Source organism: Brevibacillus sp. SKDU10 (assembly GCF_001645205.1).
Classification (GTDB): domain Bacteria; phylum Bacillota; class Bacilli; order Brevibacillales; family Brevibacillaceae; genus Brevibacillus_B; species Brevibacillus_B halotolerans.
Genome location: NZ_LSSO01000162.1, coordinates 19,779 through 34,480, shown reverse-complemented (window position 1 = coordinate 34,480; position 14,702 = coordinate 19,779). Strand labels below are relative to the sequence as shown.

12 protein-coding genes are annotated in these 14,702 nt (G+C 41.4%); 5 read left to right on the top strand and 7 right to left on the bottom strand.

Annotation, left to right across the window (positions count from 1 at the left end; genetic code table 11):
- Nucleotides 1–9: 9 nt before the first annotated feature.
- The gene (locus tag AYJ08_RS13275; RefSeq protein ID WP_064018120.1) at nt 10–2,034 is read right to left on the bottom strand and encodes a molybdopterin-containing oxidoreductase family protein; all 2,025 of its coding nucleotides are present in this window, start codon (nt 2,032–2,034) and stop codon (nt 10–12) included.
- A gap of 213 nt (nt 2,035–2,247) precedes the next feature.
- On the opposite strand from AYJ08_RS13275, the gene AYJ08_RS13270 reads away from it, so the two are divergent.
- From AYJ08_RS13270 to AYJ08_RS13255, 4 genes are all read left to right on the top strand, one after another.
- Nucleotides 2,248–4,332: a TerD family protein gene (locus AYJ08_RS13270; protein ID WP_064018162.1), complete on the top strand. Its 2,085-nt coding sequence runs from the start codon at nt 2,248–2,250 to the stop codon at nt 4,330–4,332.
- A gap of 235 nt (nt 4,333–4,567) precedes the next feature.
- Nucleotides 4,568–6,826, top strand: coding sequence for an anaerobic ribonucleoside triphosphate reductase (locus tag AYJ08_RS13265; RefSeq protein ID WP_082890952.1), 2,259 nt, complete (start codon nt 4,568–4,570; stop codon nt 6,824–6,826).
- An 8-nt stretch (nt 6,827–6,834) separates the two neighbouring features.
- Nucleotides 6,835–7,335, top strand: coding sequence for an anaerobic ribonucleoside-triphosphate reductase activating protein (gene nrdG, locus AYJ08_RS13260; RefSeq protein ID WP_064018161.1), 501 nt, complete (start codon nt 6,835–6,837; stop codon nt 7,333–7,335).
- Between the two features lie 85 nt (nt 7,336–7,420).
- A complete protein-coding gene (locus AYJ08_RS13255) occupies nt 7,421–8,353 on the top strand; it encodes an acetamidase/formamidase family protein (protein ID WP_064018119.1) in 933 nt (310 codons plus the stop codon).
- Between the two features lie 207 nt (nt 8,354–8,560).
- Here the strand turns inward: AYJ08_RS13255 and AYJ08_RS13250 are convergent, their stop codons facing one another.
- The 6 genes from AYJ08_RS13250 to AYJ08_RS13230 all read right to left on the bottom strand — a co-directional run bounded on the left by AYJ08_RS13250 (nt 8,561) and on the right by AYJ08_RS13230 (nt 13,894).
- Nucleotides 8,561–9,709 (bottom strand): cation:proton antiporter, encoded by a 1,149-nt coding sequence (locus tag AYJ08_RS13250; RefSeq protein ID WP_064018118.1) that lies wholly within the window; start codon nt 9,707–9,709, stop codon nt 8,561–8,563.
- 351 nt (nt 9,710–10,060) lie between these two features.
- Nucleotides 10,061–11,269, bottom strand: a complete 1,209-nt coding sequence (locus AYJ08_RS13245; RefSeq protein ID WP_064018117.1) for an MDR family MFS transporter — start codon at nt 11,267–11,269, stop codon at nt 10,061–10,063.
- Nucleotides 11,269–12,171 (bottom strand): ArsR/SmtB family transcription factor, encoded by a 903-nt coding sequence (locus tag AYJ08_RS13240; RefSeq protein WP_064018116.1) that lies wholly within the window; start codon nt 12,169–12,171, stop codon nt 11,269–11,271. Before AYJ08_RS13240 ends, AYJ08_RS13245 begins: the two co-directional genes overlap by 1 nt.
- A gap of 244 nt (nt 12,172–12,415) precedes the next feature.
- Nucleotides 12,416–13,393, bottom strand: coding sequence for a hypothetical protein (locus AYJ08_RS13235; RefSeq protein WP_064018115.1), 978 nt, complete (start codon nt 13,391–13,393; stop codon nt 12,416–12,418).
- Between the two features lie 121 nt (nt 13,394–13,514).
- The gene (locus tag AYJ08_RS24490) at nt 13,515–13,658 is read right to left on the bottom strand and encodes a hypothetical protein (protein ID WP_231929107.1); all 144 of its coding nucleotides are present in this window, start codon (nt 13,656–13,658) and stop codon (nt 13,515–13,517) included.
- The gene (locus AYJ08_RS13230; protein ID WP_064018114.1) at nt 13,655–13,894 is read right to left on the bottom strand and encodes a hypothetical protein; all 240 of its coding nucleotides are present in this window, start codon (nt 13,892–13,894) and stop codon (nt 13,655–13,657) included. Before AYJ08_RS13230 ends, AYJ08_RS24490 begins: the two co-directional genes overlap by 4 nt.
- Before the next feature lie 200 nt (nt 13,895–14,094).
- Between AYJ08_RS13230 and AYJ08_RS13225 the strand changes: the two genes are divergently transcribed.
- Entirely contained in the window at nt 14,095–14,676 is a 582-nt protein-coding gene (locus tag AYJ08_RS13225; RefSeq protein ID WP_064018113.1) for a TetR/AcrR family transcriptional regulator, read from the top strand.
- Nucleotides 14,677–14,702 lie beyond the last annotated feature (26 nt).

The following is a 14,702-nucleotide window of genomic DNA, read 5'->3' as shown; positions in this document are numbered from 1 at the left end:
CTACGCCCCCTATCCTATTTTCACTGCCTCTACAAAATTGGTGTAATAGGTTGCTCCACCGCCCAGATCGGTTAGTGCTTCTGAGGTAGTTACATTCACATTCTTTTGCCATAAATTAATCGGGGTAACCAGCACACCGGCTCCTACTTTTTCGCTAATTTTAGCTGGGAGAACAATCTCCCCTCGATCGTTGTATACTTTCACCTGATCGCCTTCCGCAATCCCTCGGGAAAGCGCGTCCTGAGGATTCATATAGAGGACTGGTTCCTTTTCCCGTTTTTTCAGTGTCTCTACATTTCCAAAGCTGGAATTTAAGAAATGCTTTGATTTCACCGTCAAAAAGTGCAAAGGATATTGCTTAGGACCCTCCGCCTTTTGCTCAAGCGGTGTGTAGTTAACCAAAGGCTCCAAGCCTAGCTCTTTCATCTGTGGCGCTAGTGCCTCGATCTTTTTACTCGGTGTTAAAAAACCGTGCTGAAACGGAAAGAAATGATCTCCTTCAAATGATATTTTCTGATATTTCTTTTCTTTAAGCGTCTCATACGTGATTCCGTTAAGAAACGGGTGGGTAGAGTCCAATGCCTGCCTAATTAAATCCTCATCGCTATCTGTAAAGCAGTCTTCTGTATACCCCATCGCCTTGGCTAGCAAACGGAAGGTCTCCGTATTAGATTTGGCTTCTCCTAATGGTGCAATAGAAGGCTCGTTTAACTGTACATATAAATGCCAGTAGGATGTATGAATATCTAAATGCTCCAAAGTTGTAGTCGCAGGCAAGATAATATCTGCATATCGGCAGGTTTTTGTCATATGTTGCTCATGGACTACCGTAAATAAATCATCCCGGAGTAGCCCCTCTGTAACCTTATTAGCATCAGGAGTCACTAAAGCTGGATTGCTGTTATAGACATAAAGAGCCTTTACGGGATTGTCTTGCTGTAAGAGAGCAGAGCCTAATTGCGCACAATTTATTTCTCGCGGATTTCCTTCATACACATCTGTTCGATATAGATTCTCGTAATTGATTCCGACATCCATATTGGCAAGTAAAAAGCCTCCGCCTAGCTCCTGCCAGGCTCCTGTTAATGCTGGAAGTACCGCCAATGTACGAATGATTTCTCCCCCAGTCGTATGACGCTGTGGACCAAATCCGCAACGGATAAGGGAAGCCTTGGTGCTTGCATATAATTGAGTAAATTCAATGATCTCCTGCTCGGAAAGCCCCGTAATACTGGCTACATGGGCTGGTGTATATGGTTTTACGCGCTCTTTTAGCTCATCAAAGCCTTGTAGATGGCTGGCAATGTATGCGTGATCGAGCTGATCGTTATGAATTAGTACATGCATCATACCCAGTGCAAGTGCGCTATCGGTTCCTGGTTTAATTTGCAAATGGATATCTGCCTTTTCTGCCGTCTCATGCCTATAAGGATCAATGACCACCAAAACAGCGCCATTCCTTCGTGCTTCCTCCATAATCGGGAACTGATGGACGTTTGTATGAAGCGTATTGGTGCCCCATGCGATAATCAAGCGAGAATGTACCATATCCTCTGGATCGACACCAAGTCGGGTTCCATATACAGAGTGCAAAGCTGCTGAGGCAGCAGATGCGCATAAGGTGCGAGCCAGACGAGAAGCACCCATTTTACCAAAAAAACGTCGATCCATACTGCCGTAGTTAATCAGCCCCATAGTACCAGCATAGCTATAAGGTAAGACAGCCTCGGCTCCATATTGACGAATGGTTTCCTTCCATTTATCTGTAATGAGCTGGATGGCTTCCTCCCACGAAATTCGTTCAAATACCCCTTCCCCTTTTTTACCTGTTCTTTTCATTGGATATAAAATCCGATCTGGATGATACACCCGCTCTAAATAATTATTTACCTTGATGCACAGAAAGCCTTTGGTTACAGGGTGTTCTTTGTTACCGCGAATTTTCACTGCTTTTCCTGATTCATCGACAGTCACTGTCATGCTACAGGTATCCCAGCAATCGTGGGGGCAGATATTGGTATGCTCTTTTGTCATGGCTTCTCTCCTCCTTACTCTTTCTCTTTTCGACTATTTTTCATCTTATTTACAGACTTTTGTATCTATACTATAATGATTGCACAATCTTTCCCTTTCAAAAATCAACCTTTAAAAATAATAAAAAGGATATAAGATCAGGCTATAGTGCTCCTTCCTTCTACGACAAATGGATATTAGGGGCACTGCTCTCCTGATTTTTTTACTATGCCAATGAAAAATTCTATCTATTTAAGACGCAAATGTAAGCTACTTGTACAGACAGGAATCAGTCATTTACCTCTCCCTTACCTAGCTACTGCCTTAAAAAACCTGGAGCGTCTTGGCTTCACCTTTTCCCACCGATTGATTGAACGGTTGCAAACCCTATCTGTCGAAGAATTTACTACATTCTTTCAGCAGCTAGAAAAGGACATAAAGCAACTGGTCGGAACTCATGTACGATATCGTCCGATGTATCAAAATTTCCCCCAGCAGCTAATGGAAGCAAGCCAAGCAAGCTTATATGTGAACGCCATTATTCACTATCTCACCCTTTCTCTTCCGATTGATGAAGTAAAGAAACGACTTCCACTGCTTGATCACCATCAGTTAACTGTAATTGAACTTGGAAATGAAGAGGAATTAGAGCGAATCTTCTGGAATCTTGTCCAGTCCAAAACCTCCCTTTCCGAAACCGACAAGGATGATCTCAGCTTCTTTATACAAGAATATCAGGTTTTGGATAAACTTGTGCAGTTAGATATTCCATTAAAAGAAAATATTGCGCTACTCACAGGCTTACTATTCTTATCCAGTAAACTGTCACCTGCCTTTTTTTCCAAACATATCAAGACAGCAACAGATGTTTTACGGGTAGCTACAGCCTTATCTGGCGGTGATATCAGTCTATCCAGCGCTACGCCCTTTCGTAAATTTACACGTGCCCAAAGACGCTTTATCTTGGGGCTATTAGAGAATTGTCATGCCCTAGAAGAAGATATGCTGCGCTATAAAAACCGTTGGATTCGATTAGGGGAAATTTTGCACCCTGCGGAATACAAGCTACGTTTCCCACGGTGCGCCGATGCTTTTTATCTGATTCGAAACAATCAAAAAATCGAGACATTTAACAGTAAAGTAGAGCAAGCTCTATTACATCGACAGCTATCAGAAGCAATCGAGCTACTTTCCACTAGACCGGGCGAGCTTGCACGTCGTCTTGATCACATCATGCGCCTCAGTGTGGATTGGCAGCCAATCGCCCATGCTTTTGAAAAGGTAGTAGATCAGGTTTCTTCTCCTGTCTTGCTGCAGGTGATGACACATTTTGCGAACCGTCACATTCCGCAAGCCGTCCGTACATTTTTCCCGAAAGGAAATGCAGCCAAGGTTCAAGTGAGTGCTGACACACTAGCTCCTCTTCCTAAGGAAATCGGTGATTCAATCATATCCATCTGTCAAAAGGAACTCATGCAGCGTTTTTCCCAATTGCCGCCGCTGGGCTATGTATATGTCGATGAATCATTGCGCAATTACAATGTCCCCTTCTCCCAACGCTCAGCTCAGAAGGCTCTCCGTACGATTACGCGAGGTTCTAAGCTTGATTTACCGGCAGGAAATACCATCCGCTTTTTTACCTGGTGGCGAGAAGGTATGGTGAATCAAGTTCCGACAGATCGAGTGGATGTTGATTTATCTGCTGTGATGTATGACCACAACTGGAATGATTTAGAACACATTTCCTATACGAATCTAGTCTCATCTTCCTTTAAGGCCTACCATAGTGGTGATATTACTGCTGCTCCACAAGGTGCCTGCGAGTTCATTGATATCGATTTATCTGCTGCGGCAAAAGCAGGGGCTCGTTATATTTCCATGTCTTTGCATTCCTTTACCAGTCACCCTTATTGTGATCTCCCTGAATGCTTCGCTGGCTGGATGATGCGACAGCACCCTAATTCTGGTGAAATCTTCGAACCGGCTACCGTACAAAATAAAATCGACATCACTGCTGATACAACGATTTGTATTCCCGTTATGATTGATATAGAGGCTCGTCAGGTCATCTGGACCGATTTAGCTCTTACTTTTGAACCTGCCTATGCCAATAACGTTGAAAATAATCGAAACAGCATGCAGCTCATGGGAAAAGCCATGGCAAATCTGATTAAACCAAATTTATACGACCTGTTTGTATTGCACGCCTTAGCCAGAGGAACGCTTGTTGATAATCCTGATCGTGCTCAATCCGTCTTTTCTGTAAATAGCGGGATAACACCCTATGACACCGAAAAAATCATGTCTGATTATTTATAGCACATGCATTCTGATGTCTAGTCACAGGACCGTCATTTGACACATACGATATATTGATGTATTTTGTAATTCGTAGACTATATATAGTGTATTTAACCACATTACAGAAGCATTTTCTCTTACTTTATGAGGGAATGCTTCTTACATTTTGAATTCATTTGCACTACCTTTTACCATTACCAAGCTTATTTTTAACTTTCACATCAGGTTTTTCACATTACAGGAGGCTTTTTTCATGCTTATAATGAAACGCGATGGTCGTCAAGAAATCTTTCAGCCAGAAAAGATAATCACAACAATTACTCAGGCATGCTTGCCCACGACAGGTACAGTAAACGTGGCCCTTAGTGAGGAGATTGCCCATTGTATTCAGGAACATCTTACACAGCAGCCACGCATGCAACCGCTAACCGCAGAGCGACAGCTTCCCTACATAAATCCAATATCTACACAGACGATACACGAGTTAATTATTGCACAGTTATGTGAAAAAGATCACAACGATGTTGCCGATTCCTTTGCTGCCTACCGTCAACAACGTGATCGCCTTCGTCTGAAGCAAAGCGAGTTATACAGCATTAGTGAGGCTGTCATCGGCCTGCAGGATATGGACTTACTTCGAGAAAATGCAAATGTTAACGGAGAATCGTTCAGCGGGAAAATGAGTAAAATGGGCTCTGAATATGCGAAATGGCATGTGAAACAATATGTTTTACCCAGCAAGCTCCGTGAAGCAATCGATCATAATTATGTCTACGTGCATGATTTGGATCAGTATGCAATCGGTACAACTAACTGCATTTTCATTCCTTTTGATCGCCTACTAGCTGAAGGCTTTAATACCGGAAACGGGTCAGTTCGCACCCCACAAAGCATTATGACGGCAATGGCTCTAGTCGCGATTATCTTTCAATCGCAGCAAAATAGCCAATTCGGCGGTGTTTCTGCTAACAAGATTGACTGGGATCTAGCCCCTTACGTCCGGAAATCCTTCGTCAAGCATCTGAAAAAAGGACTTCATTATTTTAACGAGGGTTCCCGGCTTGCTTTATCTGATGATCTACTTTATATGGATAACGAAAAACTAAAGCAGGATTTTCCCAAAAGCTTTACTTATGCCTTTGAAGAGACTGTCGCAGAGACCTATCAGGCCGCGGAATCTCTCATCCATAATCTAAATACGATGAGCAGTCGAGCTGGGGGACAAATTCCTTTTACCTCGCTTAATTATGGTATGTGTACTTCTACGGAAGGACGTCTGGTCTCACATGCGCTATTACAGGCAACAAGTAATGGGTTAGGAAATGGAGAAACCCCTATTTTCCCACAGCATATTTTTCAATGTAAAACAGGGATTAATCAATCTGAGGGCGATCCAAACTATGATTTGTTCCAAAAAGCAATAGAATGCTCCAGTAAGCGCCTTTATCCGAATTTCGTCAATGTAGACGCTACGTTTAATCTCATCTACTACCGTGAGGATGATCCGAACACAATTATCGCTACAATGGGCTGCCGGACAAGATCAATATCAGATCGTTTTGGACGGAATTATAGTAGCGGAAAGGGAAATCTCTCGTTTAATACGATCAATCTTGTAAAATTGGGAATCGAATATGGGATTTGTCAAAACCAACGCGATCAGGCAGACATTACCGGCTTCTATAATGCCCTACAAAGCTATATGGATGTAGCTATCAGCGGCTTGATTCATCGTTTTGGTATCCAAGCTAAACAGCCGGCCAAAGCATCGGATTTCATGATGCGCGAGGGTGTCTGGGAGGGCGGTAAAGAATTGCGTCCCGATCAGGAGGTAGCTGATTTAATTAAGCATGGCAGTCTGGCTGTCGGCTTTATCGGACTGGCGGAATGCATGTATGCTCTTTATGGCAAGCACCACGGAGAAGATACAGAGGTATACCAGCGTGCGCTCTCTGTTATTTCCTTCATGCGCCAATACTGCGATGACATGAGCGAAAAATATAATCTAAACATTACCTTATTTGCTACTCCGGCTGAAGGTCTATCGGGCAAATTTACAAAAGCTGATCAAAAAACCTATGGGAAGCTTGCGGGAATTACTGACCGTGAATATTATACGAATTCCTTTCACATTCCTGTTTACTATTCGCTATCAGCTTTCCAAAAAATTAAGCTTGAAGCACCTTTTCACGAGTTATGCAACGCCGGGGCGATTACTTATATTGAGCTAGATGGAAATGCCCGACAAAACACAGTAGCTTTCCAACAGATTGTTCAGTATGCATTAAGAAGCAACGTAGGTTATTTCTCTATTAATCATCCATTGGATCGTTGCCCAAGCTGCGGCTATGAAGGGATTATCGGCACGCAATGCCCAAACTGTGGAAGTACGGAAGACTCCGTTCATTTCCAACGTTTACGCCGTGTAACAGGTTATATTACAGGCGATTATACACAACGTTTTAATTCTGCGAAACAAGCCGAGGTTCTGGATCGGGTGAAGCACCAGTGAGTCAATCCATGCATATCTGCGAATATCGAAGGGAAAGTATTAACGAAGGCATTGGGTTACGTGCGGTCGTGTTTATAAGCGGCTGCCGTCACGCATGCCAGGGTTGCTTTAATCCAGAATCGTGGGACTTCAGCTATGGACAACCTTTTACACGATCGTACCAGCAAGAGGTGATTCAGGAAATTTCTGATAATCCATTGTTACATGGTCTGACCTTATGTGGAGGAGACCCATTTTTCTCCGCCACTGCCTGCGCCGCCTTTATCACTAGCTTTCGCCAAGCTTGTCCAGATAAAACAGTCTGGGCATATACTGGATTTACTTTTGAAGCATTACTCCTGCTAAATGAACAACGGCAGCTATTGGAACTATGTGATGTCATTATTGACGGTAAATTTAAAGCTGAACAAAAAGACACCTCCCTGCGCTTTCGCGGAAGTCGTAATCAGCGCATCATTGATGTGAGGAAAAGTCTTGCAATAGGCTCCGTTATCGAATGGACGGAATAGCAATATTTAAATCTGTACCTTTTACCTCCTCAGTATTATCCTGATAGAAAGCCATTGTAATAATCTACCAAGGAGGTAACTGTGTATGGCTATATATACCATCCAGCCAAAGCGCTCGACTCTGCATGGCTCCTTTAGCAGAGAGGCTTCCCCTATCCTGACAATACAATCTGGTGACACTGTTCGTTTTGAGACGCTTGATGCGGATTGGAACGCAGGCCCGGAACAAGCAAACGGCAGAAGAGTAGAATTTTGCACTCGAAAGCACCCTCAGGATAGCGGACATGCCCTGATTGGTCCCTTGTACATTGCCGATGCCAAGGCTGGACAAAGCTTAGCAATACATATTAATGAATTACGCGTAGGCACATGGGGCTGGAGTGAAGGTGGTGGATTTGCCAGCGCCGTAAATAACCGTCTGGGAATGCAGGAAAAGGAAGGATATCGTTTAATCTGGGAGTTAGATGCGACGAACATGATCGGAACTAGCGATAAAGGGCATAAAATTCGCCTTCATCCATTTATGGGAGTAATGGGTATGCCGCCAGAGGAATCAGGTATTCATTCTACTATTCCTCCTCGCTACTGTGGCGGCAACATAGATTGTAAAGAACTAATCCCCGGGAGTACGCTCTATTTACCCATCCCTGTAGACGGCGGGCTCTTTTCCGTAGGAGATGGACATGCCGTCCAAGGCGACGGGGAAGTATCTGGACTTGCCATAGAATGTCCAATGGAGTTGGTTGACCTCACTTTTACAGTAGAAGATCGAGCGCTATCCTTCCCACGAGCACAAACACCAACTAGTAAAATCACATTTGGAGTCCATAAGGATTTGCACGAAGCCTCTATGATCGCATTAGAGGGCATGATTGATTGGATGCAGGAGCTATATGGCTATGAACGAAAAGAAGCCTTAAATCTAGCCAGCCTGCTTGTTGATTTACGCATAACCCAGTTGGTTAACGATGTTGTGGGTGTTCATGCAGTGCTAGACGAGGATAAACTTATCATATAAAGAAAGAATCGAAGGGTGCATGGGACGAAATCATCTCTTCTGCTCTCGATAAACAAAGGGTGCCAACTGGAATAGTTAGCACCCTTTTCCCTTTTTATACGATGAACAAAAATCTTCTCCAGCAGTCAAGAAAGCTTCCTATCCTCTCTACTATAGCTAATAAGAAACCCTTCTCTGTCCACACAACAACAATTCTTTACCTGCTACTTACGCATTTTGTTTGCTCCCACTAGAATTACTCAAAAACGCCTTCATCATCATAGGTGTCACAATTGTCGTAATCAATACTACAACTACAATAACTGCAAACATATCACTGCTTAGCATTTGAGATTCAAGACCCATTGCTGCGATGATAAGTGCTACTTCCCCACGTGATACCATAGCTGCACCAACACCAAGGGAGCTTCTCCACTTAAAGCCTGCTAATCTGGCTCCGATCGCAGAGCCGATGAGCTTTGTTAGGATCGCTACCACACTCAAACCTAGGATTAGCCAGATGTTCTGCGTGATTCCCATGAATTGAGCCGTTACCCCAATCGAGGTAAAAAATACAGGAACGAAAATCGAGTAACTGATCGTTTCTACCTTTTCAAACACTTCATGCTTATGTTTCGTTAAACTAATAGCAACACCTGCAATATAAGCACCGATAATACCAGCAACACCTGCATACTCAGCTACGTAAGCATACACGAAACAAATGATGAGACCTGCTGAAATCACTGCTTCTGATACACGAAGCGGGGCAAATTTGTTTAACACCCATGGAACCACCTTCCATGCTAAAAGGATAGCTATGACAAAGAATGCTATCTTTTTCAAGACTACTTCTCCCAAATTGATGTCTCCACCAGCAAGGCTCATAACAAAAGCCAGAGCAATAATAACAAGTACGTCATCAATGACAGCAGCTCCTAGAATCGTTGTTCCTTCTCGAGACTTTAATTTCCCCATTTCTTTCAATGTCTGAACGGAAATACTCACGCTCGTTGCAGAAAGTAACAGACCGAGGAAAATAGATTCAATTGTAGATAGCTGTAAGTAAATGCCAACTAGATAGCCACATGCGAAAGGAAAAATAATTCCGGCAACACCTACAAATGCTGAGGCCTTACCAGTACGTTTGAATTCCTCTGTATCGGTTTCAAGTCCGGCAATAAACATCAATAAGATAACACCTATTTGACTCAATTCCTGAAGAATGTCTGTATTCGTCACTACGCCAAGTACAGTCGGCCCTAATACGATACCAATAAGGAGCTTTCCTAATACGGAGGGCTGACCTAATTTAGCACTGATGTCTCCAGCGATTTTTGAAGCTAGCAAGATGATTGCTAATTGAAAAACAAGCATAGTTCTCCACCTCTTTTATGTTTATATCTTGAGCACACGAAGGGAAAAAAATACAAAAGGAGCCCATCGACCGTAGCTAAAAAAAAGACATAGCAAAGCTGCGGTGGCAGGCTCCTCCAAAAAACAGATATGCTGTTTTATTTAACACATTTTTGTTTCCCGATTGAGGTATACGGACTATCTCAAAAAAGGTTTCAAAATTAACTGCATTTCTAAAATGGAAAATATGTTTTATTTTAGATATCAATCTTCGAATCAGAGCACATCATTACACTCTCCAAAAAGAAAAAACCTGACAAAACACAGGAGCTTCAGCCTGAGTTCTGCCCGGTTCTTGGTTCGATTTTTATTCTATTCATGAATGGAGACTGACGTCCTCTGTTCTTTTAAGCGGGTTCCCCCAACATAAAAGATAATGCTACCAAGAGATAAAAGAGCTAAAAATAGGAACATCGTAAATCCATTAAAATGTGACAGAATCATACCTGACACTCCCGGTCCGATAAATGAGCCTAGTGTGGTAAAGCTAACTGCTCCAAAATAAGTTCCGCGAATATGATCAGGCGTAATCTCATCAATGATCGCATATTCAGCAGGTATCAAGAATATTTCACCTATAGTAAAAATGATCATTGAAATGAGAAATGATGTAAGGCTTAGCGAGAAAGCAAAACCAATGATGCCCGCACAAAATAATGAAGTTCCAATCACAATCGATTGCAAGGAGGTTCTTTTTTCCATAAGACGCAAAATAGGGATACTCAACATAATGATAACAAGCGCATGGGCAGACCATAAGACTCCTAAGAATGCAATGGCACTCTTTCGATCTGCGTAAAAATATTGAGAAAGAGTCACGGAAAATTGTCCATGAACGGTGGTCGCTAACAATCCTCCCAGAAGGAATAAAAACAAAATTTTATCTCTGCCCAACGCTTTCATCGATGCTCGAAAGGTCACCTTCTCTTGCTGTGCTGAAATAGAAGTAACCTTATATTTTGCAAACAATAGATGTAATAACAAACCATAGAATAGAAAAACAGCACAAGAAATATAGAAGGGAAGCGTGCTAGTTGCTTGTAAGCCTAGGACTGTACCTACTATGGGCCCAATAGCCAATCCCAGATTCCCACAAAAGTATTTCATTGAAAAGGCGCGAAGCCTTTTCCCACTCTCGGTAAGGTCAGCTATTAATGCCTTCGAACAAGGCTCAAAAAACGACAGCGTAAAACCTCTACCTATTGTCACTAGCATCAGTATGGCAGGAAATTCATGGAATGTTAATCCAATTAACATGATAGCTGAGAGAATAAGGGATGCCATCATGACCTTTTTCCTTCCGATTAAATCTGACAAACTTCCTCCTAAAAATCCACCAAACATCGCTGCCAATGAACTAGAACCGATCAAAAAACCGATCTGAGTAATGGAAAGATTAGTATGTTCGCCTAAGTAAATGGCAAAATAGGGAATAATCATCCCATTTCCAACGTTCATTAATACGGAGCCAATTAAAATGAGCTTTACAACAGGATGGAACTCCTTCCATGCTTGTAGCATTACTCATTCTCCTTTATATAGGTAAGCAATCTATCCTGCATAGTCGTAATCTGCTGTATACGAAGACTATAGTTAATTACTCTCTCACTTGAATGGTGGGCACAAATCAGACCTGCGCACCGAAGCAAGCTTAGATGATAATGAAGATTACTTTTTGCTAATTGCGTTATTTCAGTTAGCTCCTTAAATGTTCGAGGCTTCGCATACAGACTTTTTAAAATAAGAATCCGGTTCTCATCAGACAAGCTATTAAACATTGTAATTGTTCGTCTTGAGATATAGGGCGAGTTCCCTTGTAGTTCTATTGGATAGAGGCAGGTTACAAATCCTTTATAATAATCGACTACGCTCAAAGGTGCGTAATGATATTGAGGAACCAGCAATAGCTTTTGAATATGTTCCGATTCAATTCGTATGCCATTCGTGCTGTGTTCCACAATATCAACAGGGTCCATCTTCTTTATAAGCTCCCTTTTTTCATTTGCATCATTTTCAAGCGCTTCTAATATAGAAGGGTCGATATGCTTGAAATATTGCTCATTCCATTCAGTAAAGAGATAAACAAAATGCTGATGTAAATCAACCATATCCATAGGAATGACATCTACCCACGGCCGCATACAATCATACATTTCAACTGTAGATAGCTGTTCAAACCACTTAATAAAATTCTCTGGCGTCCGTTCCCCCGGACATTTATGTATCAGCAGGCTAAAACGATGAAGAATCTCCATTCGCTTATCTTTTAATGCTTCCTTAAAGGTAGACTGTAGCTTTTGGTCTACCTCCTTCTTCCAATCAGAACCTAAGTCATATATCTTTAACCGATCCTTATTTACGTAATAATACAGACTTGTAACAAACTCATATACAGGTGAATCGTCCACTTCCAATTTGTACATGCTGTCCTCATCCTTTTTAGTTCTAATTTTTTAGAACAATTTTAGTTATAATTTTATAGAACTGATTGTATATTGTCAATATTTTTAAAAAAAGATGTAATTGAGTAGAGCTCCTAAACCAGACAAAGGAGACATAATTGCTTCGTTACCATGAAAAATAGAAAGCAACCCTCTACTAGATAGAGATAATCTAATAGAGGGCTGTCATATGAATCATATTTACTGTTTTTTATGACCATGGAGATTACGCAGTAACCGACAAGCTCCAGAATTGGCCTTTCATATTGATTTTACCTGTCACTGTTGGAGCGCCCTTCTTGTGAAAGGTGACCGTATCCCGATCACGTTTCATGGAGTATCCTTTTATATTAATTCCGAATACCTGCTTTACTTCTATACTCGCATTCATACTTATTTGCTTATTTGATATTTTTTTACACTTCTTCTCGTTCTCCGGCGTAATAGTAGGCATTAGGTCCAGGGAGGAAACATGAACCACTTTACCTGTGCTGGTACCTATCTCTATCATAGAAGTCGTTCCCTGAAAGGACAGGGTATCATTTTTACCATTTATACTCCGATATACACGAATCCAATGATGAGGAGTAATTTTCCTTGTACCTGAATAATTATTCATTGCCTGTTGGGCAGCCTTCACCATTTTAGGGTTCACTTGTTTAAAGTCATATTGGATCGTAATGCTTGCCAATGTGTCATTTTCATAAGTAACGTTGATATCATTTCCCTCGATCGACGTCATTACTCCATTAGAAGGCAGGTTGCCCATGACTCGGCTAACCTTATGAAACGCAGTCGCGCGTTTAGGCTCCGCTTTTTTCAATTCAGCAAGAGCCTTATTCTTATAGGAAGGGCTAATTGCATCTAGTTCTTTAACAGTTAGATAGAGGATGGCACTATAGATTTTGCCTGTTTTTTGATTAAAAACAACCTGACCTTTTGCTTTGCCGGACTTGGGATAGATAAAGATCTGTCCATCAACTCCATCCTCTACACCGTATAATTCAACATCTTTTCCAGCTAGTTTTTTCAAGGCATTCTTAGCCAACCCAACTGTCTTCCCATCCAAATTAGCGATCGTCTTCCTGTATCTTTGCTCTTGTGCCATCACCGATAATCCTGCTTCAACAGTCCAAGCAGGCATTGATGTCATTAGCATCCCAGAGATAGTCAAAGCAGTGACGATTGTTTTATAGGATTTCATTTTTGTCTTCCCCCAAGTTGATGTTTTCCACTAATAAAATACTGCGTTTCATTTTGTAAAACACCTCAGTTGCCTTTGAATTACTATCATTCTAGTATAGCCCGAGGGAGAAGGGTAATGCTTACCGATTAATTGCATATATTCCAAGCTTGTTATTGATTTTACTGATCCAGGCTTCCCCATCACCGATCATAATGCCCTGATCATTGATAAACAGGTCCTTTTCCTTTTGCCCGTGTATTGACTTGGTTACTGGCAGTGTCATAATTTTATCGTAAGCATTATAGAAATGGCTTTTTGCAGGCTATAAAGGTAATCTGTAAATTCCTTTTCGTCTTCAATCCCTGCCGATGCATATGTACTACAAGAAGTAGAGCTTACCGGCTGAGTATCGCTTATGGTTGGTTGAATCGTTTGTGCTGATGCGAAAATACTTGGTAAAGAAACAATTGATAGACCCACTGCTATCGTTAAAAAAGCAAGTCCTGCTTGTTTTTTCATCTGCAATTCCTCCTAATTCTTAACCTTTGCAGCTAGTATAGACTTTTCATGTATACATCCTGTGTACACCAAATGAAAGTGAAGTGTACGATTATGTAGGAAGACAAATTCATATCTGATTGTGATACCATTTGCATATAAAATCAGCCGAGGACTGCCCCTTACTAGAAATACAATTGGTTCATAAAGGAGCAATTATCATGAACAAAATCGACACCTATACAACAATTGTTGAAACTGCCTATAGGCTTTTTGCCGAAAATGGGTTTGAAAAAACCAGCTTAGCTATGATTGCAAAAGAAGTCGGAATTTCTAAGCCTGCCATTTATTACTACTTTGAATCGAAAGAAGCCCTCATCGACTTTCTCTTTGAAGAAATTTGTAAAGCAATTGATTTTAAAAAATCCTTTTCAATTGAGGCATACACAAAAGAAAATTTCCAAGCTCAATTATTATCCGATGGCTATCAGATGATAGAGGCTCAAAAAGAAGATACATATATATCGCTAATTTTCAATGAATTTCTTTTACTCTCCACTCGAAACGAGAAATATCAGCAAAGATTACATCATGTCTTAGAGGGATTTCTTGCTGGATTCTCAGATTTAATAACGAGAGGCGCAGAACTTGGGATTCTATCAAATAAAAACCTGACCACAAAAGCCCATATTCTTACTATGGTGTTTGATAATATCGGGAATTACATGCTTATGGGCTTTGATTTAGATTACGCAGAAATTTGGAGACAAGCTGTGTTACGTGTTTTGGAAATGAAGGACTGATTGGTTACTCGTCTTGAAGGCTAAAG